At 58.9% G+C, this 25,491-nt stretch carries 22 protein-coding genes; 11 read left to right on the top strand and 11 right to left on the bottom strand.

Annotated elements, in window-relative coordinates; translation table 11 throughout:
* Positions 1-124: 124 nt before the first annotated feature.
* The 3 genes from QO231_RS17065 (at position 125) to rffA (ending at position 4,196) form a co-directional block, all read left to right on the top strand.
* Positions 125-1,672 (top strand): hypothetical protein, encoded by a 1,548-nt coding sequence (locus QO231_RS17065; protein WP_316779107.1) that lies wholly within the window; start codon positions 125-127, stop codon positions 1,670-1,672.
* 83 nt (positions 1,673-1,755) lie between these two features.
* Entirely contained in the window at positions 1,756-3,027 is a 1,272-nt protein-coding gene (locus QO231_RS17060) for a glycosyltransferase family 61 protein (protein WP_316779106.1), read from the top strand.
* A complete protein-coding gene (rffA, locus tag QO231_RS17055; protein ID WP_316779104.1) occupies positions 3,027-4,196 on the top strand; it encodes a dTDP-4-amino-4,6-dideoxygalactose transaminase in 1,170 nt (389 codons plus the stop codon). Before QO231_RS17060 ends, rffA begins: the two co-directional genes overlap by 1 nt.
* A gap of 118 nt (positions 4,197-4,314) precedes the next feature.
* Here the strand turns inward: rffA and QO231_RS17050 are convergent, their stop codons facing one another.
* The 8 genes from QO231_RS17050 to QO231_RS17015 all read right to left on the bottom strand — a co-directional run bounded on the left by QO231_RS17050 (position 4,315) and on the right by QO231_RS17015 (position 11,560).
* Positions 4,315-5,190, bottom strand: coding sequence for a class I SAM-dependent methyltransferase (locus QO231_RS17050; RefSeq protein ID WP_316779102.1), 876 nt, complete (start codon positions 5,188-5,190; stop codon positions 4,315-4,317).
* 13 nt (positions 5,191-5,203) lie between these two features.
* A complete protein-coding gene (locus QO231_RS17045; protein WP_316779100.1) occupies positions 5,204-6,274 on the bottom strand; it encodes a WavE lipopolysaccharide synthesis family protein in 1,071 nt (356 codons plus the stop codon).
* 11 nt (positions 6,275-6,285) lie between these two features.
* Positions 6,286-7,047 (bottom strand): glycosyltransferase family 2 protein, encoded by a 762-nt coding sequence (locus tag QO231_RS17040; protein WP_316779098.1) that lies wholly within the window; start codon positions 7,045-7,047, stop codon positions 6,286-6,288.
* Positions 7,041-7,361, bottom strand: a complete 321-nt coding sequence (locus QO231_RS17035; RefSeq protein WP_316779095.1) for a cupin domain-containing protein — start codon at positions 7,359-7,361, stop codon at positions 7,041-7,043. Before QO231_RS17035 ends, QO231_RS17040 begins: the two co-directional genes overlap by 7 nt.
* 1 nt (position 7,362) lies before the next feature.
* Positions 7,363-8,103, bottom strand: coding sequence for a glycosyltransferase family 2 protein (locus QO231_RS17030; protein WP_316779092.1), 741 nt, complete (start codon positions 8,101-8,103; stop codon positions 7,363-7,365).
* The gene (locus tag QO231_RS17025) at positions 8,100-8,729 is read right to left on the bottom strand and encodes an HAD family hydrolase (RefSeq protein WP_316779090.1); all 630 of its coding nucleotides are present in this window, start codon (positions 8,727-8,729) and stop codon (positions 8,100-8,102) included. The genes QO231_RS17030 and QO231_RS17025 overlap by 4 nt, the downstream gene beginning before the upstream one ends.
* Positions 8,726-9,355: a PI-PLC domain-containing protein gene (locus tag QO231_RS17020; protein ID WP_316779087.1), complete on the bottom strand. Its 630-nt coding sequence runs from the start codon at positions 9,353-9,355 to the stop codon at positions 8,726-8,728. The genes QO231_RS17025 and QO231_RS17020 overlap by 4 nt, the downstream gene beginning before the upstream one ends.
* Before the next feature lie 975 nt (positions 9,356-10,330).
* Positions 10,331-11,560, bottom strand: coding sequence for an aminopeptidase P family protein (locus QO231_RS17015; protein WP_316779085.1), 1,230 nt, complete (start codon positions 11,558-11,560; stop codon positions 10,331-10,333).
* A gap of 135 nt (positions 11,561-11,695) precedes the next feature.
* Here QO231_RS17015 and QO231_RS17010 point away from each other — a divergent pair, with 135 nt between their 5' ends.
* Both QO231_RS17010 and pcaF read left to right on the top strand, forming a co-directional pair.
* A complete protein-coding gene (locus QO231_RS17010) occupies positions 11,696-12,604 on the top strand; it encodes a LysR family transcriptional regulator (RefSeq protein WP_316779084.1) in 909 nt (302 codons plus the stop codon).
* 284 nt (positions 12,605-12,888) lie between these two features.
* Positions 12,889-14,091 (top strand): 3-oxoadipyl-CoA thiolase, encoded by a 1,203-nt coding sequence (gene pcaF / locus QO231_RS17005; RefSeq protein ID WP_316779082.1) that lies wholly within the window; start codon positions 12,889-12,891, stop codon positions 14,089-14,091.
* A 263-nt stretch (positions 14,092-14,354) separates the two neighbouring features.
* On the opposite strand, the gene QO231_RS17000 is transcribed toward pcaF, so the two are convergent.
* From QO231_RS17000 to paaG, 3 genes are all read right to left on the bottom strand, one after another.
* Positions 14,355-14,951: a TetR/AcrR family transcriptional regulator gene (locus QO231_RS17000; protein ID WP_316779079.1), complete on the bottom strand. Its 597-nt coding sequence runs from the start codon at positions 14,949-14,951 to the stop codon at positions 14,355-14,357.
* Positions 14,952-14,953: 2 nt separating this feature from the next.
* On the bottom strand, positions 14,954-16,264 hold the full coding sequence (paaK, locus tag QO231_RS16995; protein ID WP_316779077.1) for a phenylacetate--CoA ligase PaaK: 1,311 nt from the start codon (positions 16,262-16,264) through the stop codon (positions 14,954-14,956).
* A gap of 140 nt (positions 16,265-16,404) precedes the next feature.
* Positions 16,405-17,190 carry a 2-(1,2-epoxy-1,2-dihydrophenyl)acetyl-CoA isomerase PaaG gene (gene paaG / locus QO231_RS16990; protein ID WP_316779074.1) on the bottom strand — a complete coding sequence of 262 codons (786 nt, stop codon included), beginning with the start codon at positions 17,188-17,190 and terminating at the stop codon, positions 16,405-16,407.
* Between the two features lie 96 nt (positions 17,191-17,286).
* Here paaG and QO231_RS16985 point away from each other — a divergent pair, with 96 nt between their 5' ends.
* From QO231_RS16985 to QO231_RS16960, 6 genes are all read left to right on the top strand, one after another.
* On the top strand, positions 17,287-19,296 hold the full coding sequence (locus QO231_RS16985; RefSeq protein WP_316779071.1) for an FAD-dependent oxidoreductase: 2,010 nt from the start codon (positions 17,287-17,289) through the stop codon (positions 19,294-19,296).
* A gap of 34 nt (positions 19,297-19,330) precedes the next feature.
* The gene (locus tag QO231_RS16980) at positions 19,331-20,347 is read left to right on the top strand and encodes a TRAP transporter substrate-binding protein (protein ID WP_316779068.1); all 1,017 of its coding nucleotides are present in this window, start codon (positions 19,331-19,333) and stop codon (positions 20,345-20,347) included.
* Between the two features lie 67 nt (positions 20,348-20,414).
* On the top strand, positions 20,415-20,921 hold the full coding sequence (locus QO231_RS16975) for a TRAP transporter small permease (RefSeq protein WP_316779065.1): 507 nt from the start codon (positions 20,415-20,417) through the stop codon (positions 20,919-20,921).
* The gene (locus QO231_RS16970; RefSeq protein ID WP_316779062.1) at positions 20,918-22,270 is read left to right on the top strand and encodes a TRAP transporter large permease; all 1,353 of its coding nucleotides are present in this window, start codon (positions 20,918-20,920) and stop codon (positions 22,268-22,270) included. Before QO231_RS16975 ends, QO231_RS16970 begins: the two co-directional genes overlap by 4 nt.
* Before the next feature lie 30 nt (positions 22,271-22,300).
* On the top strand, positions 22,301-24,337 hold the full coding sequence (gene paaZ, locus QO231_RS16965) for a phenylacetic acid degradation bifunctional protein PaaZ (RefSeq protein WP_316779061.1): 2,037 nt from the start codon (positions 22,301-22,303) through the stop codon (positions 24,335-24,337).
* A 37-nt stretch (positions 24,338-24,374) separates the two neighbouring features.
* On the top strand, positions 24,375-25,172 hold the full coding sequence (locus QO231_RS16960) for a PaaX family transcriptional regulator C-terminal domain-containing protein (protein WP_316779059.1): 798 nt from the start codon (positions 24,375-24,377) through the stop codon (positions 25,170-25,172).
* Positions 25,173-25,491: the final 319 nt, after the last annotated feature.

Here is a 25,491-nt window from a genome sequence, read left to right as displayed (position 1 = left end):
CGGTGCCTCACGAAACGCCGTTCAAATTGCGAGAACTTTCTGAACTCTGGCAACTCACGCATGATAGAAACATCGCTGCTGTGTTGTGAGCCGTATTGCGAAGCTTGAAAGGTACCCTGTTCTGATGCGCACATTGTACGATCTCATCGTCGCGATCCTTTGCACCGCGATTCTCGCCGTTTTCACCTGGATCATTCTGGACCCCCGCGTGGGTTTTGACGACGCGAATATCACCCAGAACTATGCCCAGAATATCGCCAACGGGCTTGGATATGTTTACTATGCTGGCGGCGAGCGGGTGGAGGGTTCCACGTCTGCCCTCTGGACTGCGGTCAACGCACTTGGCTTTCTGATCACGGGAGCGCCCGAGGCCCTTCTTGCATCGGTCGGTTTTGGCTGCACCGTCGGCATGATCTTTTTCACGATCCTGATCGCCCGCAGGCTTGTCGTCATGGCCGGCCTGGAAAGCCGCTACACCGCAATATTCGTCGCCCTGCTCTATGCCTGCTTCCCGGCACTCTTCGGTTGGACGGTCTGGAGTCTGATGGAAACGGGGCTCTGGTGTTTTTTGGGTGCCGGTTTCCTCTGGGCGTCTGTCCGGCTGCTGCAAACCCGCAATCGGTCGGCGTCACAGGCAGATGGCGCGGCCTTGATCCTCTTCGCCGTTCTGATGGTTCTGACCCGGCCAGAGGCCATCCTGCTCGTTTCGGGCGCGGTTCTGGTCCTCTTCCTGATCGACCGGACCCTGCCCGGCCCGCGTGCCACGGGTCTCCTTCTGCTGACGACCGGCGCGGGAATCGCAACGTTCCTCGCGCTGACAGCGGCGCGGACTTTCTATTTCGGTGTACCTCATCCCAACACATATTATGCCAAGGTTTCCACCGACCGCATTGCGGAAATCAAGGCAGGGGCGCGCTATACGCTCGACTACATTGGTCAGCCGGATACTCTGATTCTGTTTGCGCTTGCCGCTCTCGGGCCCCTGGCAGTCTTGCGTCTTGCTTCCGCACCGGAACGGCGCGCGCTCATCTCTGTGGGGGTCTTTGCAAGCGCCGTCGGCATCGGGACAGTGGCAGTCTACACAGTTCTCGGCGGCGATCATTTCGGGTCACACCGTTACTATCAGATCTTTCTGGTGCTGCTGGTCCCCTCTACCGTTTTGGGGATCCTCTGGCTCTCGACCAAGTTCGGCCGAACACTGCAGGGTTTTGCGTTGGTCGTCAGCGCGGCATTGGTGCTGCAATGGGCCGCCTTTGCCGCTGACAAGGGTGACTACGAGATCGAATTCCGCCTGGCCGAGGATGCCCGCGCTGCAGGCACCGTGCTGAACCAGTTCGGTGACGAGAGATCGGTCGCAGTGTACATCGCGGGTGGGATCGCGATGACCTATGACGGGCCGATCTACGACATGCTGGGACTCAACTGGTCGGAAATGGCGCACGCTGACCGGGGCCGCCGCGGCAGCTATGGTGCGTTCTCCAAGCCGGTGTTCTACCAAGCCCTTCCGCAGGTCGTGAACCCACAACTTGATGCTTGCGCCGCAGATTGGGCCGACAATCCGAATGTCATCAAGGCGTTCGACAACCTTTTCCAGGAAGCGCACTTCAGAGAGCTGTATGTCCTCGATTGCCTTGACGGCGTGTCATTCTTCCGGTTGCGAAGCCTTGGCTGAATTGGAAGGTGAAGTCCCCTTGGAGATCAGAGTATTCGGGCTTTGCCGTGAGGGCGAGGCGAGGAAGTGGTGAAGGACGGCACGTGACGGGCGCTCCCAGGCATTCACCAATTAGAAATGCAAGTCGCGTTCGACCAGAGGCCACGATTCAGGCGCATCCGGAAGCAAACTGGTGCAGCCAATACGGTGTGGTTGGTTCCACGCAGAAACTCCTGTCGCAAAATTTGCCAAAATCTGTTAACATTTCTTATTCGAGACAAATTTTTGAGTGCGAAAAATTGGGTTTATCTTTTATGCCGGTTGCAAGCCGGGTTGTTCAGAAAGTTATGGGATATCAGACCCTCGAAGAATGCGCCGCTAGGACCGTTTCTATCGCGCGCCCAGAAGTCATGCCTCTTGCCGAGGCAATATACCTTCAGGACGAACTTGATCGTGTCACCGGCACTCATGATATGGCTGTCAGTCTGGAGGACGAGCTTGGCCAGACGGTCGCGTCGCACTTGGAAAATATCGAGACGCACGCCTATCTGATCCGGGATGCTATGGTCGGCAACAACCGGGTCAGCACCTGGGCAGGATTCAAGGACCTGTCAATGCGCCATGCACGCTGCAGGCCGCTTCGCGTTACCGAGGAACTCGATGCCGCAGCATTATGCTCGACCTGGCAGGGTAATGACTTTTTTGCCCATTTCCTGATCGACGATGCCGCGACATATTCCCTGGCCGAGGACTTTGCGGAACCCTTCTATTCAGGCGCGGACATGCCGCGCAGCCCCCATTGTCTCGATTACTTGTCACGTTTCGGGTCGAAATATGTGGAACGGCAACACGTCCGGGTTCGTGATCTGTGGCTGTTCCGGGATTATTCTCTTGGCCCCGACAAGCGGCGGCGATTGCAGAGCATGGCTGCGCGCGCCAAGGCAGCGACGCCTGCATCCGAACCCAGCCCAGGTGCATTTATTCGTCGTGGTGTCACGGGCCAAGTCCGTGCCCTGGAAAACGCCGCCGAAATCGAAGCCTGGTGCGTTGCCCAGGGGTTCGTCATCGTCGATCCGGAGCACCAGTCCGTCGATGAAATCTGCGCCGCCCTGAAAGGCGTTCCACTTGTGGTCGGGGTCGAGGGCAGCCATTTGGTGCACGCTCTCTTTACCATGGCAGAAGGCGGGGCAATAGTTTGCATCCAGCCTGCAGATAGATTCAACGTCATTTTTCGCCATCTGTCCGCCGCGCTGAATTTGCATTGGGGATTTGTAGTGGCTGAGGGAACGTCAGAGGGCTTCCACCTGGAACTGGACAAACTCAAGGCGACGCTTCAGCTTGTCCAAGAGCGCATAGCAAACGGGGGTTGCATGTGATGGACGCGTCCAATTCCAACAGCACGAGTTTTGAGAGCATCGTTCCGTTTAGCCGGATTCCAATCACCGGGTACGAATGCGATGTCATCACGCAACTGATACGCGAAGAAGGGTTTTCGGGCAACGATACGCATTTGCGCAAGTGCCGTGACTGGTTCGAGGCGGATCTCGGATGCGCCTGCGCTCTGCTTACGCCCTCCGGTACGCATTCTTTGGAGATGGCGGCGTTACTTCTTGATATCCGCGCGGGCGACGAGGTGATAATGCCCTCTTACACCTTCGTATCGACCGCGAATGCCTTTGTGCTGCGAGGGGCGCGGATCGTCTTTGTCGATATCCGCCCCGACACGATGAACATTGATGAAACCAAGATCGAAGCCGCGATCACCGATCGGACTCGCGCGATCGTTGTGGTCCACTATGCTGGTGTCGCCTGCGAAATGGATGAGATCATGGCGCTCGCCCAGAGGCGTGGAATCGCTGTGATCGAGGATGCCGCGCAATGCGTGATGGCAAGCTGGCGCGGCCGACCGCTCGGCACGATCGGTGCGGTTGGGGCATTTTCATTCCACGAAACCAAGAATTTCAGCTCGGGCGGCGAAGGTGGCCTGACGATCATCAACGATCCCGCGTTGGTTGATCGGTCCGAGATAATCCGGGAAAAGGGTACAGATCGAAGTCGCTTCCTGTCCGGTAAAGTTGACAAGTATTCTTGGGTCGATCTGGGCAGTTCCTACCTCATGAACGAAATCAGCGCCGCCTTTCTTTGGGTGCAAATCAAGGCTCGAGACGAGATCCAGGCGCGCCGAAGGGCGATTCACGATGTCTACCGAACCGAACTCGCCCCCTTGGTCTCGGCCGGGCGGATCGAAGTGCAGGCCCATCCCGAGGGGACAGAGCACAATGCGCATATGTTCTATATCAAACTCGGCGACCTGGACGAACGCGTTGCAATGAGTGCATGGCTGAAGGCTCACGGGATAGTTGCGTCTTTTCACTATGTGCCATTGCATTCCTCTATGGCCGGAAAGCGGTTTGGCCATTTCTGCGGCTCTGATCGCTATACGACAGTCGAAAGCGAACGGCTTCTCAGGTTGCCGCTGTTCTACAATATGACCAATGCTCAGCAAGAACGTGTGATTGCGGCCGTCACTGAATTCTGGCGATGAATCAAATGACGAATTGGGATCAACCGAGTCAGCGCGAGCTGGCGAGCGCGTCGAGCCGCATGCGCATTCAAACGACGGCAGGTTCACGCCGTAATACGCCCGGCCTTTTTTCTGTTGTCTATTGGTTGATTTGTTGGGTTCGTTTGCTTTGGAAGATGGTTTCGGTGTCGACCTTGAGCAGGGGTGATTTGGGTTGGAGGCCGGCCTGTTGCATCCATCGCTGCATGGTTGCTGGCAGTGGGTAGATGGGTCGGCTGGTTGTCGCCGCGCCGCGTCCCGGGATGATCCGGCGGCGCAGGGCCGTGTAGCCCAGGGTGTTGACCACGGTGATGACATGGGCCTTCAGGTTTGCGGGGAATGCGGCCATCGCATCCTTGACATAGCGATCCAATGTGCCGCCGATGATGATCAGCTCGCCTCCGGGTTTCAGCACCCGCGCGAGTTCTTTCAGGGCCGGGCAGATGTCCATGTACTGATGCGCCGTGACACAGAGCACGACGTCAAAGCGGCCGTCGGGAAAGGGGATCTGCTCGCCGCTGCCGGTTCGGACATCGACCGGCGCAAGGCCCTCGCGTTCGCGCAGGATGCCCCCCATCTGGGAGTATATCTCCAGCGGTTCCACTCCGGACAGATCCGTTACGGTCGCGCCCAGCGACATCAGGTTCGCACCCATGCCCGCGCCGACCTCAACCACCGCCTTGCCGGCAAAATACTCCCGGGTCAGCCCGCCAATGCCCTTGAACGGCAGGTCCCGGTCGCGCTCTGTCCAGAAGACGTATTCGCGGCAGCTGTCGGCGGCAAAACTGCCGATCCCGGTCAGCTGGTCAGCCGCGTCGGTCCAGCCAAGGTCGCGCGATGCTGCCCGCGTGTCGCCGGAGACGGCCGAGACATCGCCCCCGGTGTTCAGGCGGAACATGTAGTCGATCAACGATGCACCGTCCGGGCCAAGCAGATGCGTCCGCACCGCTGCGATACCGGCTGGATCCAGCTTCATGTTTCCGGGGTCCTCAGTGCGCCACGTCGATCGGGCTCATGAAGAGCTGATCAAGGGCCCCTTCATAGCGCGCGGCCGCTTGCGGGGCAAGCGCCCCGGAATAGAGCAGCATCCAGTGCGCAAAGGTCATTTCATGCCGCGTCCAGACCACGTCATAGCGATGCAACAGCTCCAGGCGGGTCCAGGTCTGTGTTTTCTGCCAGAAGAAATCGGTGCTCTGGTAGTCGACAAAACAGAAACAATCGCGGAAGGCCGCCCAGGTGTCCTCGATCGTCCAGTCCAGATCACGGCCGATCCGCATCAGGTATTGCGCGGCGATATAGGTCTCGGGCGCGGCATATCGCACTTCTTCTCCGATCGGGATCTGGGTATAGATATCATGCGCACTCGATGGAAAATGTGCGGGCGCCTCGTCGTCGCGCAACGGCGGTGTCCAGTATTTCAGCATGTCATCGGCATGGCCGAACACGGTCTGGTCCGTCACGTGATAGGTCGCGTATTTCAGCGAGCCATAGCCAAGGCCGAAGATGCGGTACTTCTGATCGAACCCGCCCGACGCCGGGAAGGTCCTGGCCATCATCGCCAGTTCCGCCATGACATTGGGATTGTAGAGCCGCTGGTCAACGCGGGTCTTCAGCACCCAGACGGCCCCCTCTTCGACGGCCTTGCGCATGCCTGCGCCGGCGCTTGCCAGCTGCATGTTGACGTTGAAGAGACCCGGATTTTCGGGCTTCTCGATCAGCACCAGGTCGACACCCAGGGCGCGCAGGGGCGCCAGATGGTCTTCCGGCGTGTCGGCCCAGGTCGACAGGATCAGCCGCACGTCCGGCATGTGACGGCGATAGATGGCAAAGGTCTCGCGGGTAAAGTCGTCGGGCACCGGCAGAGGGCCCTGCATGACAATCGCCATCGGCTCCATGGTCGGCATGGGGTCGCCCCGGGTGCCCAGATCGCGCGCAAACTTCGGGCGCTGCCGGTAGGTCGTGTACTGGTCCGAGCGTTTGTTGAGCCAGCGGATCGAGCTGTCCAGCATCCGCTGCGCAACCTTGTTGCCCACCCGGACCAGAAGATTCCTATCGGTCAAGACAGCAGCTCCTAGGTCGACGACGGCAGGCGCGCCACCGCTTTTGCAGAAACCGGGCTTGCCTCGAACGCCTTCAGATCATCGGGAACCCCGATGCCATGCATGCCCGCCCCCACCTTGCCGATGGAATGGCAGCGGATCTCGGCACCCTCCCCGGCCAAGGCCGTGTAGACCGGCGCCACGTAAAACTCGCCGTTCACCCGGTTGCCCGCGGCGATCATCGCGTCGGCGCCGCGGACAAAATCGGCCCCGCGGGCAAAATTGTAGATCCCGACCGTCGCCTCGTCCGAGACCACGACCTTTTCGATCACTTCCACCACGCGGCCGCTGTCGTCGCGGCGCACAAAGGACCATTTGTCGTCATCCGCCCACATGGTCATGATCAGCCCATCGGCGTCTTTCATGTCCGCCAGATAGGCGTCGATCGAGGCATCGATATACTGGTCGCAATTGGCGATCATCAGCGGATCCGCCGTGTCGATGGCCTCCCGGGCCAGCAGCACGGTACAGGCGGCGCCCTCTGTCACCTCGTCGACAAAGGCAATCGAACAGCCAGGGGCCCAGCCGCGCAGCTTGTCGGCCAGACCATAGGTCTCGTCATGGTCGCGCAGGATCAGAAAGTGGAACCGGTGCGGCGTGGCCGGGCGCAGATTCTCGATCACCACCTGGATCATCGGATAGCCCTGCACCGGGATCAGCGGCTTGGGCAGCTCATAGCCTTCCCTGGCAAAGCGACTGCCACGGCCCGCCATCGGGACAACGATGTTCAGCATAGGTACTTGTCTCCCGCGACGCTGGGCAATTTGACGACGACGGTGGTCACATCGCTGAGCGCCTCGAAATCGGTCGCCTCGCCGGGCTCGATCAGGATGATGTCCCCCGCGCCGTAATGATCCTCGTTCATCCGCACCGAGCCCGAGACAATCAGCGTCACTTCGGGGGTGACCTTGTGATAATGCTTCGCCTCGACGGCGCCCGCCGCGTAGGATTTGACCGCGACCTCTGCCGCGTCGGTTTTCACAACGGCGGGGTCGAAGTTGCCCACGAACCAGCCCTTGGTCATGTCGTCCAGTCGGTATGTTTTCATCTCAGCCACCCCGTTTTCGCGCCAGCAGAACCTGCTCGTATTCCTCCACGGCCTGCGGCGTGGCAAGCGAGATATACTGATCGCGTTCGACCTCGTGAACCGCGATCTTCTTCTGCTTCAGGATCAGCTCGTTGAAGGCCGGACAGACGAAATAGCCGCCATTCACGCTGGCCCCCTTCATGATCATGGCCTTGGTCGCGGCGATAAAGTCCGATCCCTTCTTGAAATAGTAGATGCCCGCCGTGGCGTTGCGGCTGATCGGGCGCTTTTCGGCGGTCTCGATCACCTGGCCCTGAGCATCGGTCTTCACAAAGGACCAGCGGGGATGGACACTGTCAAAGACCACCGTGCCCGCATCCAGGCCGCGCGCGCGGAAGTCCGCGACCACGGCGTTCAGGTCAAACCCCAGGATCTGGTCGCCATTGGCAATCAGCAGCTCCTCGTCATTGTCGATCTGTTCCACCGCCAGCATCACCGTGCAGGCGGCCCCCGCGGTCTCGCCGTCGGCGGTGATGATCGTACAGTCCGGCGCGAGCAGGCGCAGCACGTCGCGCAGATGGAACCGCAGGTCGTCCTCCTTGCGGATGACAAAGGTAAAATCGGCCTCGGGCGCCATGCGCAGGCAGTCGAGGGCATGTTCGATCAGCGGCCGGCCGTCGATCTCAACCACCGGTTTGGCGAACGGGAAACCATGCTGCTTGAAGCGCTCGTCCGAGCCTGCCATGGGAATAACGATTTTCATGCCTGACCCTCCACCCGGGCGATCGCATCGAGAATGCGATCGAGCTGCACATCATAGACGCTCTGGACCACCAGCAGGTGGCATCCCGCATCCCTCGCCGCCTTGATGCCGTTTTCGTTGTCCTCGACCACGAGGGTGTTTGCGGGATCGACACCCAGCATCCGCGTCGCGGTGAGATACATGTCCGGATCGGGCTTGGGTTTCTTCACGTCCTCGTTGGACAGCATCACGTCGAGATACGGCTCGAGGGCGGATTTCTCCATCATCAGCTCGACCGAGTTGCGCACCGAGTTGGACGCCAGCCCCAGCTTGTAGCCACGCGCCTTGAGATTGGAGAGCGCATATTCATGCACAAAGATCGGGTGGCAGGAGGTGTGCACCTGGTCCGTCGTGTACTTCTGTTTGAGCTGGTTGAGGAATTCATGCAGGCCCCGCGGCAGGCCCCGCTCCTGGCTCAGCATCTCCAGCTTCTTGCGCGTCGGGAGCCCGTCAAAGGTCGACAGGTGATCGGCCCGGGAAATCGTATAGCCAAAATGCTCCAGGGCCCGGTTCAGCGCATGATAATGCCAGTCCTTGGCATCGATCAGCACCCCGTCCATATCGAAAACAACCGCTTCTATCTTCATGACCCTAAAAACTCTTTTGCTGTTTCGGGAATATCCGTGCAGAGAATGACATCATTGCCAAGACAAACTGGTGAATCCCGCATCATTGTCCACATCTTCGTGTGATCGCGGCCATGCAGTTCCGGCGAGACCACCGCGACGCGTTTGCCGGCTTCCAGATGCGCGGCGATGACGTCCATGTCCCACCAGTCGCTCCGGAACGCATCCAGCCAGACGCCCGCGGCCTGATCGTACAGCGCCGGGACCGTTTCCACATCCGAATGACGGGTAAAGACGGCGATATCGGTCTTCAGCCACTGCACCGCATCCGGCACCGCCATGTCAAACACGAAACACCCCGTGAGACCATGCCGCGCGACACCCGCCGAGACCATCTCCTGCAGCCCGTCGGCCTTGATATTAAGGGCCATCGGCAACCCCGGATCATGCGCCGCAACCCGGGCGAACATCTCCTCCGCCGGCATCGCACCCGCCGCCGGAGGATCGTGCGAAACAACCAACCCCCCATCCAGATCACGCAGGTCGGTCTCGGTGCCGAAACCGAGCGAAAATGACCGGTCAAAAGCGAGGCCCGTGTTCTTTTCCGTTGCTGTTTTCCAATACCCACGGTGAGAAATCGTTATCATGAAACGTCCAGCAATAATCGGAAAAACATGCAACTTTTCTAGTTTCAACACCCGGACATATCAAGCACTCATACAAACACAAATCCCACAAAATATACACAAATTCCAACACCAAGCGGCATGCTGGAAAACAGTGTCGCACCCAGTTCTGAAGGGGTCCCGAGAAATCGGACAGGTTTGCGTCCAGGCTTAGCTGCATCCTGGATCAACTCACCAAGATGAATCTCAACGAAGCGGTCAGCATCGCAAGCGAGACAGCTGTCTCATCTGACACGCCCCGATCAGCGTGTGGATTTTGTCATGGCGGAACAGATAGATGCAATGCGTTGCTTTTGCCTGACCAGCGAAGCCATGAGCGTGTAGACCCTCGCCGAAGCCGAAACGATGCTGAACTGCGTGTTTCGGATAAACTCACTGAGCCCGGGCGATATTGCCACCGGAAATCGTGGCGATGTCCAACAGGCGATTGGCGCCAGAATAGCCAAATTCCGAACGGACAGGACGGCTCCGCGCACCGGAAGAAATTGATGCTTTGCGGCTGTCCTCTCAATTGAATTGGATGAAAAGTGCAGATACCGCTGTTGATGGCGGCACGCACTCCGTCAACCAATCAGACGCGATGGGCCTGCAAGGACTGCGCCTGAAAGAAGAGGTGGTCGAATGAACACCCGCGCCTTTTTTCCCAAGGTGTTCCAGTGTCCAGCATCGATTTCCATGCAGATGAGGATGAGGATGAAGATGTTAAGATAAAATCCGGTCTGATCCGTCAATAACCTCTGACTGGTGATCCTGCCGACAGGTCAAGAGACCACCCGGGCGTCCAGCTTGATCCAACGCCGCACAGCCACATGAAACCGAGCGCCGCCCAATGAGGGAGAACACACGATGGGCGATCTGGTCGAGAATGTTCGTATTCATCGTCACGATCGAGACATTCACCGGGCCGAGGCCCGGTGAGCTTTGCTGACCAGGGCGCTAGCCATTTTTCTTCACGATCAAATGTTCTGGACCATAGGCAAATCCGGTGATGTTACGATTGCCTGTGTTGTTGTCGTCTGTGATCACCAGAATATCGTGCTCGCGGTATCCTCCGGCGCCAGGCAGATGGTCGGGGATCGTGATCATCGGTTCCATTGAGATGACCATGCCCGGCTCCAGAACGGTGTCGCAATCTTCGCGCAGCTCCAGACCTGCTTCGCGACCGTAGTAGTGACAGAGTACGCCGAAGCTGTGGCCGTAACCGAAGCTGCGGTACTGAAGCAGGTCTTGTTCGGCATACATTGCGTTCAGTTCCTTGGCGATGACGGAGCATTTGGCCCCCGGCACCAGCAGTTCCTTGCCACGGTCATGGACCGCGCAGTTGACTTTCCACATGGCGATATGCGCGTCGCTCGCTTCTTCGGCGAACAGGGTGCGCTCCAACGCCACGTAGTAGCCGGCAACCATCGGGAAGCAGTTCAGCGACAGGATATCGCCCTTCTCGATCTTGCGGCTTGTCACGGGGTTGTGCGCGCCATCGGTGTTCAGGCCCGACTGGAACCAGGTCCAGGTATCCAGCAACTCCCCATCCGGCCAGACCTTGGCAATCTCGCGCACCATTGTGGCGGTCGAGTGTAGCGCAACTTCGTGCTCGGGCACGCCAACGGCGATGGCTTCAACACAGGCCGCCCCGCCGATATCGGCGATGCGGGTCATCTTTTCGATATGGGCGATTTCCTCGGCTGATTTGATCATCCGAAGCCGCATCGACGCTGCGGCGATGTCAACGAATTCCATCTCCGGGAATTCGGTCTTGAGCAGGTTCAATGTGTCGATACTGATGTGATCAAACTCGATCCCAAGACGCCTGACGCCACCCGTCAGCTTGCGGATAGCTTGAAAATAGTTGTCCTTCTGCCAGTCCGTGTAGGTGATGTTTCGACCACCGAACGTCCGACGCCAGGGCTGGCCACCGTCAATGCCGGCGCTGATGGATGTAGAGATGTTGTGATCAACCAACAGGCCGTAACGACGACCGAAATAGCAGTACAGGAAATCCGAATAATAGTTGATGCAATGATAGGACGAGAACAGCGCAGCATCTATGCTTTCCCTGACCATGTAGCCCCGGATATCATCCAGCCTCCGCTGCATCTCGGCCGCTGAAAACGTCTGCGATGCCGCGTCACCATTGTTTGTATAGTCCTGAAATCTCTCGCGCTTCATCGTGATCTCCATTGTGTTGGCCTATCGGGACAGGCGACGCATTTGCGCGGTCAATCGGTGACGAAATGGGTGCTTGTCAACAGATGGTTTTTCATGCCAGCATGAATCAAATTCACCCTATTGTTTTGGCAAGCCATGCCCACTGTTCCCCTGACCGCTCTGCGCACATTCGAAGCTGTGGCACGTACGGGGTCCTTTCGAGCCGCGGCCGATGCGCTTTTCGTTTCGCAATCTGCGGTCAGCCACCAGGTCCGTCATCTGGAAGATTGGCTCGGTCGGCGTCTGTTCGAACGCAAGGGCAACCGCACCCTTTTGTTGCCACATGGTGAGGACCTGGCACGGGCATTGTCGGAATCTTTCACGGAGATTGAAGCCGCCTGCCGGCGCGCAGGTTCAAGCGCAATAGAGCAACCCATTGTCATAGCGGCCATTCCATCGATCGCAATGTGCTGGCTTATTCCCCGGCTGTCGAGTTTCCGGGCTGCACACCCGGACATCGAAGTACAGGTGATCTACGCGCTGCACGGTCGGGAGATTAACTTTCGCGACGTTCACATCGCTTTTGTTTTTGCCGAAAGACTCCCGCACCTGCTCGACGTGGACAGCCGGTTCTTCCTTCCCGGCGCAAGCGGTCCGGTCTGCAGCCCTGTGCTTCTGGACCGGCACGGGCATGCGCCTTCGACCCCGGAAGATTTCCTGTCGCTTGGTCTCTTGCACGACGGGGATGCGTCTGGCTGGCAGGAGTGGTTGCGGCAGGCCGGCCATACGAGCGAGCAAAAACTCGCCGGTCCGGTCTTCGAAGACTTCAACCTACTGCGCGCGGCGGCGTTGTCGGGGCAGGGAATCGCGCTTTGCGCGCTGTCGGTTATTCGTCCGGATATCGATGCAGGCAGGCTGATCCCTCTTTCTGACCGCACGGTGCTGAACGATCATGACTACTATTTGCTGACCAGGCTGAAATCGTCCAGTTCAACCACCGAGAGTATTCGGACGTTCCACGAGTGGGCATTAGACGCACGTGACACGTCGGCTTTGCAAGCATAGCAATGCCCATATGCCTGCCCGGCCGACGTTGTTCGCACCCGGGCGGCAGCGTCGGAAAACCGGCCGCATTGCTTGAGCAGACGTTCGGCGCGTTCAATTCACACCGGTCGGCACAGAGGTTTCTGTTCAGGTCTGTCCGATTCGCGCTTCAGAGCGGATCACCTAAATCTAATAATGTTACGTAACTCTTCTGATGACACCTTGCATGTAACTTTTCTCTTGATCGAATCTCTCTTGTAACATAAGCCGACCATACGGTCGATTAATTCTCAGGAGGATCCCCGGTGGACGCTTTGATTTGTGATGGGGTTCGCACCCCGATCGGACGCTACGGCGGTGCGCTGTCGTCTATTCGCACTGATGATCTTGCGGCATTGCCGATTGCGGCACTTGTTGAGCGCAACCCTGATGTTGACTGGAAAGCGGTTGACGAAGTGATTTTCGGCTCTGCCAATCAGGCCGGAGAAGACAACCGCAATGTTGCGCGGATGGCTGCGCTGCTCGCGGGTCTGCCCGAAGATGTTCCGGGCACGACCGTCAACCGGCTCTGTGCCAGCGGGATGGATGCCGTCGGCTTTGCCGCACGCGGGATCAAGGCAGGTGACTATGACCTGACCATTGCGGGTGGTGTCGAAAGCATGAGCCGGGCCCCGTTTGTGATGCCCAAGGCAGATACAGCGTTCACGCGGTCCAATGTGGTCTATGACACTACGATCGGCTGGCGATTCATCAATCCGAAGATGAAGGCCGAATATGGCGTCGATTCCATGCCCCAAACCGCAGACAACGTTGCCGCCGAGTTCGATATCAGCCGCGAAGATCAGGATGCCTTTGCGGCCCGGTCACAGGCGCGTTGGGTGGCTGCACACGAAGCGGGCCTATTTGGCGATGAGATTGTCCCAGTATCGGTGCCACAACGCAAAGGCGATGCGGTTGTTTTCGACACCGACGAACACCCTCGCCCCGGCACCGACGAGGCGAAGCTGGCCAGGCTGAGAGGGGTAAATGGCCCTGACCTTACGGTCACCGCCGGCAATGCCAGCGGTGTGAATGATGGGTCGGCTGCAATCCTGATTGCCTCTGAAACAGCCTCCAGAACGCATGGGTTGACGCCAATGGCACGGGTTGTTGGCATGTGCTCGTCCGGCGTTGCGCCCCGTATCATGGGGATCGGCCCGGCACCTGCGAGCCAGAAAGTTCTGAACCGAACGGGCCTCACCATCGAACAGATGGATGTGATAGAATTGAACGAAGCGTTTGCTGCACAGGGCCTCGCCACATTGCGGCAGCTTGGCGTGGCGGATGACGATCCGAGAGTGAACCCACTTGGCGGTGCCATCGCGATTGGTCACCCCCTTGGGATGTCCGGCGCACGCCTTGTCTTGACAGCGGCGCATCATCTCAAACGCACCGGCGGGCGCTATGCTCTTTGCACCATGTGTGTCGGTGTGGGCCAGGGCACAGCTTTGATCATCGAATGCGTCTGATTGCGTATTTTCAACAAACTGCCAGTCATTTGTCTTTGACATTGCCGCTCACTCTCAGAGAGGTTCCCGTTTGATGGCCCATTGCAAAGCCAGAGACATGGCAAACGCGCAAAACTTGCGTATTTCGGAAATACACCGAGGCGAGTGCGTTCCAAGAGGCGCAACGGCGGCTGAGGCGGAAAGCGCGAATACCCCAAACATCGCTGCGGTTCCCGCCTCTTCGACCGTGTCCTGAGCGAGATAGACAGGCGGGCGGGCGGCATTCAGAGGCCGCGCACACCCGTCAATGTGAGCCCGGTCACAACCTTGGCATAACTTTCCCGAGAGTCCTGATCAGCGGGATTGTTCCACATGTAGAACCAGTTCAGCATCCCGAAAATCGACATCACGGTGGCGCGCAATTTGCCCGAGTCGTCCTCGAACACTTCGGGCGCAATCCCTGACACAACTTCACTCATCTGCGTCACCAGATCCCGCTGGTAGGCCTTGAGAATTTTCTGCTGGTTTTCGGGCAGGAGCGGAATGCCTTCAATCTGGATCTTGTGCTCATGATCCATACCCTCGTAGGCACGCAGCGTTTCAACCACGACACGCCCCAATTGATCGGATGGGTCAAGCCCCGCCATATCGATTCCCAGGATGCGATCTCGAAGCGCCGAAAGATAGCTATCGAGAATGTCAAAGAGCAGCGCATCCTTGCTGCTGTAGTAGTGATAGATGTTGGCTTTCGAGATACCACAGTCTTTCGCCACCTGAGACATCGACGCCCGCGCAAAGCCTTGTTCGGCAAACACGCGGGCAGCGATTTTCAGAATGTGGGTCCGTTTTGCATCGTGGTCTTTTGCAATGGGACGCGACACGACTATTCCTTGTTACGATTGTCCACGACGCGGACGGCTTTACCCTGACTACGCGCAACAGAGCCCGGCTCACCCACCACCACTTCAGTGGAGATCCCGACCATATCCTTGATGTGCTTGGTCAGCATACGGGCTGCTGCGGTTTTGGACAACTCATCTGTCGCATCCAGACTGGCTTCGACAAAGACCCTCAGCGCATCCATGCGACCGGCCTTGTAAAGCTCGATCTGGAAATAGGGCGCAAGACCACCGGTGGCCATGACCTGTTCCTCGATTTGCGTCGGAAAGACGTTGACACCACGCAGAATGATCATGTCATCGGATCGACCGGTGATCTTCTCCATCCGCCGCATACTCCGTGCGGTGCCGGGCAGGAGCCGGGTCAGATCGCGTGTTCGGTAACGGATCATTGGCATGCCTTCCTTGGTCAGCGTGGTAAAGACCAGTTCGCCTTCCTGCCCGTCCTCAACAACCTCGCCCGTCGCCGGGTCTATGATTTCGGGGTAGTAGTGGTCTTCCCAGACATGCAGGCCATCCTTGGTTTCGACGCATTCGTTGGCCACGCCAGGGCCCATGATCTCGCTCAGCCCGTAGATGTCGACAGCATGCATGTCGAAGGCTTCTTCAACCTCTTTGCGCATCGCGTTGGTCCACGGTTCGGCCCCAAAGACGCCCACCTGCAGCGATGAACTGCGCGGGTCAATCCCGGCCTTGTGAAAACCTTCGAGGATATTGAGCATATAGGACGGCGTGACCATGATCCCTTGGGGTTCAAAGTCGGTGATCAGGCCAACCTGCTTTTCGGTCTGGCCGCCACCCATCGGCACAACGGCAGCCCCCAGCTTTTCGATGCCGTAGTGGGCACCAAGCCCGCCGGTGAAGAGACCGTATCCGTATGCGTTGTGAATGATATCCCCCGCCCGCAATCCAGACGCCCGCAGGCTGCGCGCAAGTGTGTCGGCCCAGACCTCGATGTCATTTTTTGTGTAAACCACGACCGTTGGCTTGCCGGTCGTACCCGAAGAGGCATGGATGCGCACCAACTTGTTCCTGGGTACGGCAGACAGCCCAAACGGATAATTGTCGCGCAGGTCGTTCTTGTAGGTGAACGGGAAATTGGCCAGATCACTCAGAACTTTGAGGTCATCGGGATGTACCCCCGCCGCGTCAAAGCGTTTGCGATACATTGGCACGTTGTCATATGCGTGTCGCAGAGACCATTTCATCCGCTCAAGTTGCAGTGCCGCGATTTCGTCACGGCTGGCGATTTCAATAGGATCCAGATCAGCTTTTGCCGGGCTCAGGTCTTTCATTTGGTGTCCTCCATCCCTCGGATTGTTCTTTGAACAAGTGGCTTTCGATCAACCGCCACCGGGCGCGCATGTCAGCAATTGTCCGGTCGGTCTGGTCATTGATGCGCCTGGTCAGCGACATCGCGCTTGCGGTGTCTTGGTCATTTCCCCTTGAACGCCGGCTTGCGCTTTTCAAGAAAGGCGGACACGCCTTCGGCATAGTCCGCGCTCTCGCCGCAGGTTTTCATGTAATTGGCCTCAAGATCGAGGTGATCGTCAAGTGTATCGGTTGCTGCCGCCTGAATGGCCGCCTTGCTGAGACGCAGCCCCAGCGTCGGTCCACTGGCAAAGCCTGCGGTCATGCCGCGCGCCTGCTCCATCAACTCTTCGTCCGGCAGCGCCTTCCAGATCAGCCCCCAGTCTTCGGCCTTCTGCGCCGGTAAAGGCTGTGCGGTAAAGGCCAGACCCTTGGCGCGGGCTTCGCCCAGCAGGCGCGGAAGATGCCAGCTGCCACCGGTGTCGGGGATCAGCCCGACTTTTGAAAACGACTGGATGAACGTCGCGCTATGTGCGGCCAGAACAACGTCGCAGGCCAGTGCCAGATTGGCTCCTGCCCCGGCGGCCACACCGTTCACGGCGCAGACAACCGGAAATTCAAGCGCGCGGATCAACCGTACCAGCGGCGCATAGAAGTTGCGGACAGTCGTGCCCAGATCGGGCGGTGTTGTCAACTTGGAGGGATCGCGATCGCCCAGATCCTGACCGGCGCAAAAGCCCCGACCCGCGCCAGTCAAAAGAACCGCGCGCGCGCCTGTGTCCCGTGCATTTTCGAGAGCGCTGCGCAGCGCAATATGCATCTCGTCGTTGAAGCTGTTGAGTCGCTCTGGACGATTCAAAGTGATTTCTATCCAGTTTTCATTGGCTTGAACTAGAATCGGATCAGTCATTCTGGTCCCTGTCTGCGATTTACAATTTTGATACTTGCATAAACCGACCGGTTGGTCAACTAATGATGCAACAATGATTCTGGTGGAGGAAACGTCGTGAGCGTTGTCGATGTACTCATGATAGACGATGTGGCTTGGGTGACGGTGAACAACCCTCCGGTCAACGCGACGTCGACAGGTATGCGACAAGGCTTGCTAGACGCTGTGGCTCAGGTACAAGGCGCGCGCCTTGCAATCCTGAAATGTGCGGGCCGCACATTCATCGCCGGTGGCGACATGAGTGAATTTGACGCCCCACCGCAAGCGCCGCATCTGCCAGATGTCGTGAACGCGATTGAAAACAGCGCCACACCGTTTGTCGCGATTATGCACGGGTCAGTGCTTGGCGGCGGTCTCGAAGTCGCAATGGCTTGTGCTTACCGGATTGCGGCACCGGGCACCCGGTTCGGTTTGCCCGAGGTCAACGTCGGCCTCGTCCCCGGCGCTGGCGGCACACAACGCGCCCCACGCCTTTTTGGCTGGAACGCTGCGATTGACATGGCGTGTTTCGGCAAACTGCTTTCTGCAAAGGCGGCCTTGGCGCTTGGGGCAATCAACGCGATTGAGAGCGACCTGGAAGACGCCGCACGGAGCCTGACACTGGCTCCCCCAACGCCGGTGTCGCAGCGCCCTGTCGCACCGCTGGATGGTGATTGGTTTCTGGACAAGCGCACAACGCTCATGAACCGCGCCAAAGGTCAGGCGGCACCGCTGCACAATCTGGACGCCCTGCACTGGGCCACACGCCCCTTTGCAGAAGGCCAGCCGAAAGAACGCGCGTTGCATTTGTCGCTGCGCACCTCGGATGAAAGTCGCGCCTTGCGGCATGCGTTCTTTGCCGAGCGCGCCGTGGCACAGCCATCCGATGTTTCCGGCGCCACGCCGAAAGAAATTGAGGATATCGCCATTGTCGGTGGCGGTCTCATGGGCGCGGGCATCGCGGCGGCATGTCTGGCTGCGGGCTATCGGGTTGCCATCATCGAGCGGGACGACGACGCCGCCCGTGCCGCGAAAGGCCGCGTTCAGTCCCTGATCGCAGGCGCGTTGAAACGCGGCACGGTCGACCAGGCGACGCATGATGCACAGATCGCGGCATTCAAGGCCAGCGCAGGCTACGATACTGCGCGAGGCGCAGACCTCGCCATCGAAGCGGTGTTCGAAGACGTCGAGGTCAAGAAGGCGGCCTTTGCGGAACTGGCAAAGGTCATGGCCAAGGATGCCATTCTTGCAACGAACACATCCTACCTTGATCCGCGCGACATATTCGAAGGGATTGACAACCCGGCACGCTGTGTCGGGCTGCATTTCTTTTCGCCCGCGCACATCATGAAACTGCTGGAGGTCGTGAAGCTTCCCCAGACGTCGAAAGACACGCTCGCCACGGCTTTTTCGTTGGCAAAGCGGATGCGGAAAAATGCAGTGCTGTCGGGTATTTGCGATGGCTTCATCGGCAACCGGATGCTGGCCGCCTATCGCCGCGCGGCGGAATACATGCTGGCTGATGGTGCAACCCCGAAACAGATCGACGATGCGATGCGCGCCTCTGGCATGGCCATGGGTCCGTTCGAGGCACAGGACATGGGCGGATTGCAGATTGCCGAAGCCAATCGCCGCCGACAAGACGCCACGCGCCCGGCCAGCGAACGCTATGTCACGATTTCGGACCAGCTTTGCGCATTGGGCCGCACCGGCCAGCGCGCGGGCAAGGGCTGGTATGCTTACACCGGTGGCGACCGCGCCCCAAAGGTGGACCCGGCCGTGACCGATCTGATCACAAAATTTTCCACAGACCACGGCATCACACGTCAGCCCTATGGATTGGACAATATCCAGGCGCAATTGCTCGCGGTCCTTGCCAACGAGGGCGCGCGGATCGTCGAGGAAGGCATCGCCGATAACGATGCGGCCGTCGATATGGTCAAGCTGCATGGCTACGGTTTTCCGCGCTGGCGCGGCGGGCCAATGTTTGCCGCCAAGACCGCGGGCGACGATGCCATTCGCGTCGCATTGAGCGCGCTCGAAGCGCAAAGCCCTGGCTCCTGGGTCAGGGCAACACGCTTTCAATGATCACTCAACAACGTTCATTCACGAGGAGGAAACCATGAAAAAATCTCTACTGGGAACACTGACCGCGCTGTCCCTGACCGCAGGTGTCGCAGCCCACGCCGAAGCCGAACACACGCTGGTGTTTTCAAGCTGGGTGCCGCCGACTCACAACATCAACGCACAGATGCTGCCCAAGATGATCGAGATGATCGAAGAGGCCACCGATGGCCGCGTGACTGGCGAGGTCCGTCTTGGCATCGCGCCACCGCCCGCACAGATGGACCTTGTCCTCGATGGCGCCGTTGATGTGGCCTATGTCTTTCACGGATACCAGCCCGGCCGCTTTACCAGCTACAAACTGGTAGAACTTCCTGGCGTCGACACCACAGCCGAGGCGGCTTCTGTCGCGTATTGGAACCTTTTCCAGGAACATCTTGCGGAACTGAACGAGCATCGCGGCGTCAAGGTGATTGGCCTGCACACGCACGGCCCGGGCCAGCTACATACCAACACCAAAATCGCGGGTCTTGCAGACATGGCCGGCCTCAAGCTGCGCATGCCCGGTGGTGTCGCAGGCGATGTCGGGGCGGCACTTGGAGCCACTGGCATTCAGGTGCCCGCTCCCAAGGTCTACGAGACTCTGGCATCCAATACGGCAGACGGTGTGATGATGACCATCGATAGCCGCCAGGGTTTTCGCCTGACTGAGGTTGCACCGAACTACTTTGAAATACCCGGTGGCTTCTTTCGCGGCTCATTCGCCTACATCATGAACGAGGATGCCTTTGCCGATCTGCCTGACGATCTTCAGGAGGCGCTGGAAGAAAAGGTGTTCGGAGAGCCGATCAGCCGCATGTCCGGTGCTGTCTGGGACGCGGGCGATGCCTTCAGCATCCAACTGACAAAGGACACCGATGGCAACACGATCACCCAAGCCTCGGCAGAGGATATCGCATCCTTTGCGTCGATCATCGACGACGTGACGGCGAGCGTCGTGAAAGAAGTCAGCGCCAAGGGCATTGACGGCGACGCGGCACTGGCATCGTTCCGCAGCGAGTTGGGTGTCGAGTGACACGTCAGTAGACGAAATGGCCGGGCGTCTCGAATGCCCGGCCTTGGTGCCCCCGAGGAGATAGACAATGTCGGCAATCAAGAAAGCCATACATTTTCTGGCACAGGTGCCGATCTGGCTCGCCTGTACTTCGCTGTTCTTGCTCATGTTACTGACCTTCAGCGACGTGATCCTGCGATCCAGCTTTGACAACCCGATCGAAGCGGCGACCGAACTGACCCGGATTTTGGTGGCGGTGATGGTGTTCGCGGTGATGCCGCATATATCCGTTACCGACGGTCATATCGCGGTCGATTTGACGGATGGCTTCTTTGAGCGGTATCGCCTCAGCCGCCTCCGCGACGGATTGGTCCTGATCCTTTCCGGAGGGATGCTGTCCTGGCCCGTCGCACAGGTCTGGAAACTGGCCGAGCGGACGCGCGATTACGGCGATGTCACCGAATACCTGGGGCTGCCGCAATACCTGACAATGTGGTTCATCGCAGCCGGTATCACATTGGCGGCAATGGCTATGGTGATTGCCGGCGTGCTGACCCTCGCAGCGCCTCGCATTCTCAGGGAAATCAAATCATGACCGCTGCACTCATTGGCTTTGGGATTGTCCTCGTTCTCGTCCTTCTGCGCATGCCGATCGTTTTTGCGATGGGCCTCGTCGGAACGCTTGGGTATAGCTTTGAACGCAGTGGCAGCCTGTTTGACGAGCGTGGTATGCGCGCGTCCCTTTCGATGGTCGGGCGACAGATCACCGACACCGCCCAGGACTATGGGCTGTCCGTGATACCGCTCTTTATCCTGATGGGGCTTTTCGTAAACAAGGGCGGCATGGCGCGCGAACTCTACGCGGTTTCCAATGCCTTTCTAGGCCATATGCGCGGTGGCATTGCGATGGCGACGGTCATGGCCTGCGGTGGTTTCTCCGCGATCTGCGGATCGTCGCTGGCAACAGCCGCAACCATGTCCAAGGTTGCAATGCCCGAAATGCGCCGGTTTAGCTACACCGACAGTCTGGCGACAGCGTCCATCGCTGCCGGCGGCACGCTCGGCATTCTGATACCGCCCTCGGTGATCCTTGTGATTTACGGCATCCTGACAGAAACCTCGATTGGCAAACTGTTCATGGCCGGTATCATCCCCGGTCTCATGGGCATCCTGTTTTATCTTGGCGCGGTGCGCTGGACCGTGTGGCGTCGCCCCGGCGCTGGCCCCGCAGGCGAACGCACGCCCTGGCCACAGCGGATCGCCGCGCTGAAATCGGTCTGGGCGGTCCTGATCCTGTTCTTCCTCGTGATCGGTGGGCTCTATGGCCTGTTCGATTTTGAGCCGCTCAACCTGACCTTCTCTCCGACCGAAGCCGCAGGCATGGGCGCGATGGGTGCCTTCGTTATCGCGCTTTCGCGCGGCGGACTGAACGTCGAGGCTCTGCTCGAAACGCTGAAGGAAACCGCGTTTACCTCTGCCAGCCTCTTCGCCATCCTGATCGGTGCGCAGGTGTTTTCCAACTTCGTCAACGTCGCCGGAATGCCGGAAGGGTTGATCGCGCTTGTAACCGCCTATGACGTTTCGCCGATGGTCGTCATGATGATGATCCTCCTGGTGTATGTCGTTCTGGGCTGTGTATTCGAGAGCATGTCGATGTTGCTCCTCACGGTGCCGATCTTCTTCCCGTTGGTCACATCGCTCGGATTCGATCCGATCTGGTTCGGCATCGTCGTGGTTGTTGTGGTCGAAATCTCGCTGATCACGCCGCCTGTCGGGCTGAACGTGTTCATCCTCAAGGGCGTGGTCGGAGATGTATCGACAGGGACCATATTCAAGGGCGTTACACCATTTTGGGTCGCAGACATCTTCCGGCTTGCGCTTATCGTGGCGCTGCCGATCCTTGTTCTGTTTTTGCCAGACCAAATGGGTGGTATTGGGCACTAGGTGCCCGCAACTCTCATGAAAGGAAATCACATGAGCCTTCTCGAAGTCAAAAGTTTTGCAGTCGGAGAATGGATCGCCCCGGATGACAAGGCGCGGATGATCGAAAATGCCGTCACCGGTGCACCCTTTGGCCGAGCGGGAAACGAGTCGCTTGATGTGCAGGCGATGCTGGATCACGCGCGCCAGACCGGGGGTCCTGCCCTGCGGGCGCTCACGTTCCATGACCGTGCACGCATGCTCAAGGCGCTGGCCACCCATCTGGGCAAGCACAAACAGGCGCTCTACGATCTGTCGTTCGCCACCGGCGCGACGCAAGCCGATCACACGATCGACATCGACGGCGGGATAGGAACCATGTTTGTCTTTGCCTCCAAGGGCCGCCGGGAAATGCCGGATTCCCATGTCTACCTGGACGGCGAAGTCGAGCAACTCTCGCGCACTGGCAGCTTCCTTGGACAACATATCGCGACGTCTCTGCAAGGTGTCGCCGTTCATATCAACGCCTTCAACTTCCCGGTCTGGGGCATGTTGGAAAAGCTCGCGCCAACCTTGCTTGCAGGTGTTCCTGCCATAGTCAAACCCGCGACGGCGACATGCTATGTGACCGAACTGGCGGTCAAGATCATGCTCGACAGCGGCATCCTCCCGGCAGGTGCATTGCAGCTTGTCTCGGGGGGTCTGGGTGACATGCTCGACCGTCTGACCTGTCAGGACGTGGTCAGCTTTACAGGATCTGCACAGACGGCATTCAAGCTGCGGTCAGCTCCACATATCCTGCGCAATTCGATCCGGTTTGTCGCCGAACAGGACAGCCTGAACGCATCCATTCTTGGCCCCGATGCAGTGCCCGGCACGCCCGAGTTTGACCTTTTCATCAAAGAAGTGCAGCGCGAGATGACCACGAAAGCGGGCCAGAAGTGCACCGCCATTCGCCGCATCATCGCACCACAAGCACAGGTCGAGGCCGTGATCGAAGCGCTCAGCGCGCGGCTTGCAAAGACGGTGATTGGTGATCCGCAGGCCGAGGGCACCCGGATGGGCGCGCTGGTCTCGAACAGTCAGAAGCGTGATGTGCTGGAAAAGGCCGGGATCATCGGAACAGAGGCCGAGCGCGTCTTTGGCGATGCCGATAATTTCGATGTACAGGGCGCGGACCCCGAACAAGGCGCGTTCCTGCCACCGATGCTCTATCATTGTGCCGACCCGGACACCGCAGTCCGCATCCATGACACGGAGGCATTCGGCCCTGTCTCGACCATCATGGGCTACCGCGATCTGGACCACGCCATTGCCCTCGTCAACCGTGGCGACGGATCGTTGGTTGCATCCGTCATCACACATGACCCGGAGGTCGCGCGTGAGGTTGCGTTGGGCGCCGGGGCTTTCCACGGTCGGCTCTACTTCAACAGCCGCGACAGCATGAAGGAATCCACTGGCCATGGGTCGCCCCTGCCCCATATGGTCCACGGCGGCCCCGGACGCGCAGGCGGCGGCGAGGAACTGGGCGGCGTGCGCGGCGTAATGCACTATATGCAGCGCACCGCCATTCAAGGCAGCCCCGATATCCTGACCGCGATTGGCAAGAAATGGGTGCCCGGGGCCACCGAAAAGCCGGCACCGGCACACCCGTTCACCCGCACGTTCCACGATCTCGAGATTGGCGAAACCATCTATTCCGATCCCCGTGTGATCACGGTAGATGACATCCAGCATTTCGCAGAGTTCACAGGCGATACGTTCTATGCCCACATGGACGATGCCGCCGCTAAACGGAACCCGTTCTTTCCCGGCAGGGTGGCGCATGGCTATCTGTTGCTCAGCTTCGCGGCGGGTCTGTTTGTAGAGCCAAACGAAGGTCCCGTCCTTGCCAATACCGGACTGGACACGCTGCGCTTCATGAAGCCGGTGCAGGCGGGGGACAGCATCAAGGTGCGCCTGACCGTCAAGCACAAAACCCCGCGCAACGAAGAGTATGGCGAGGTGCGCTGGCACGCCACGCTGACCAATCAGAACGACGAATTGGTTGCCGAATACGAGCTTTTGACGATGAACGCTTTCGCAATCTAGGCTTGGAAAACAGGCATATGCGGACTAGGAACCGCCTATGCAAACCACACCGTTTCAAACTGTCGTCAATCGCCTGACAAAGGACCAGACTCCACGGGTCTGGTCCCTGTTGATATCGGTGTTCGGGGAATTGGCACAAGAACAGGGATCGCGGATCAGCGGATCGCTCTTGCGGCATATGACCGAACGTATCGGCATCAAACCCGAGGCAATGCGCGTGGCCATTCACCGTTTGCGCAAGGATGGCTGGATCGACAGCGAACGGCAGGGACGTACCAGCGCCTATTTCCTCACCGCATGGGGCCGGGCGCAAAGCGCGTTGGCTTCTCCGCGCATCTATGCCTCGGAACAAGCCGCCGATCAGGCCTGGCTTGTGATGTTCAACCCTGGCCAACCTGCGCAGAACGCGGACGCCAGTGGCGGCTGGATCACATCAAACGTGTTGGTGACCTCCGTCCCGCCTGATCTGCCGCAGGTCTTTGTCGCGCCTTTGGGTGTTGAAACCGCCCTGCCCCATTGGGTTACAGGCAAAGTCTGTGATGACACCGCGATCAGGATGTCTCGGGAATTCGCGACGGCATTGGATGAAATGAGACCCTATCTGAACGCATCCTCCGACTTCAGCACCTTTGAAATCGCGGTCATTCGCGTTCTTCTTGTTCACGGTTGGCGGCGCATTGTTCTCAAGGCACCTGTCCTGCCGGATCACGTCTTTCCCGATGGCTGGCGCGGCCAGATTTGCCGCGAGACCGTGACAGACCTGCTCTCCCAATATCCGAAACGGTCATTGGATGAACTGGAGGCCGCAATCACGGCTGGCCATCCGGGCAATTAGTGCGACCCGCGCGCACGACAGTCCGAACCGCCGCAGCTTAGTGGAGGAAGACTTGGTTCAACAAATCTGCCGCTTCTTGATCTGCGTTCGCGTTCCAGGGTCGGGACCCCAGGGGATTGGTTCGGGCCGTCGGCCAAGAGTTCGGCATTCTCGTCAGGCCCTGTCCAACGGTGCCCATGAGAAATGCCATTCAATCACAGAGGCTTATCCTATTTCTTGACGCCTTGACCAATACCTCGATCCCAAATTTCGTAACATTGCGGTTTTCACGCAGCGGTGGGGTTGCCGCCGATGCCCTTGCAACGCAAGGTTCGGTCGT

The sequence above is a fragment of the Sedimentitalea todarodis genome (genome assembly GCF_032595355.1).
GTDB classification, from domain to species: Bacteria; Pseudomonadota; Alphaproteobacteria; order Rhodobacterales; family Rhodobacteraceae; genus Sedimentitalea; species Sedimentitalea todarodis.
Note: the sequence above shows the minus strand (reverse complement) of the source record. Positions and strands in the feature narration are given on the sequence as shown.

Bases quoted from the DNA above. Each gene is read 5' to 3' on its own strand.
- QO231_RS17015 (WP_316779085.1), bottom strand. From the start codon at position 11,560: ATGAAGCGCGAGAGATTTCAGGACTATACAAACAATGGTGACGCGGCA.
- QO231_RS17010 (WP_316779084.1), top strand. From the start codon at position 11,696: ATGCCCACTGTTCCCCTGACCGCTCTGCGCACATTCGAAGCTGTGGCA.
- QO231_RS16970 (WP_316779062.1), top strand. From the start codon at position 20,918: ATGACCGCTGCACTCATTGGCTTTGGGATTGTCCTCGTTCTCGTCCTT.
- QO231_RS17025 (WP_316779090.1), bottom strand. From the start codon at position 8,729: ATGAAGATAGAAGCGGTTGTTTTCGATATGGACGGGGTGCTGATCGAT.
- QO231_RS16960 (WP_316779059.1), top strand. From the start codon at position 24,375: ATGCAAACCACACCGTTTCAAACTGTCGTCAATCGCCTGACAAAGGAC.
- QO231_RS16980 (WP_316779068.1), top strand. From the start codon at position 19,331: ATGAAAAAATCTCTACTGGGAACACTGACCGCGCTGTCCCTGACCGCA.
- QO231_RS17035 (WP_316779095.1), bottom strand. From the start codon at position 7,361: ATGAAAACATACCGACTGGACGACATGACCAAGGGCTGGTTCGTGGGC.
- paaZ (WP_316779061.1), top strand. From the start codon at position 22,301: ATGAGCCTTCTCGAAGTCAAAAGTTTTGCAGTCGGAGAATGGATCGCC.
- rffA (WP_316779104.1), top strand. From the start codon at position 3,027: ATGGACGCGTCCAATTCCAACAGCACGAGTTTTGAGAGCATCGTTCCG.
- QO231_RS17030 (WP_316779092.1), bottom strand. From the start codon at position 8,103: ATGAAAATCGTTATTCCCATGGCAGGCTCGGACGAGCGCTTCAAGCAG.
- QO231_RS17065 (WP_316779107.1), top strand. From the start codon at position 125: ATGCGCACATTGTACGATCTCATCGTCGCGATCCTTTGCACCGCGATT.
- paaK (WP_316779077.1), bottom strand. From the start codon at position 16,264: ATGAAAGACCTGAGCCCGGCAAAAGCTGATCTGGATCCTATTGAAATC.
- QO231_RS16975 (WP_316779065.1), top strand. From the start codon at position 20,415: ATGTCGGCAATCAAGAAAGCCATACATTTTCTGGCACAGGTGCCGATC.
- QO231_RS17040 (WP_316779098.1), bottom strand. From the start codon at position 7,047: ATGCTGAACATCGTTGTCCCGATGGCGGGCCGTGGCAGTCGCTTTGCC.
- QO231_RS17020 (WP_316779087.1), bottom strand. From the start codon at position 9,355: ATGATAACGATTTCTCACCGTGGGTATTGGAAAACAGCAACGGAAAAG.
- paaG (WP_316779074.1), bottom strand. From the start codon at position 17,190: ATGACTGATCCGATTCTAGTTCAAGCCAATGAAAACTGGATAGAAATC.
- QO231_RS17050 (WP_316779102.1), bottom strand. From the start codon at position 5,190: ATGAAGCTGGATCCAGCCGGTATCGCAGCGGTGCGGACGCATCTGCTT.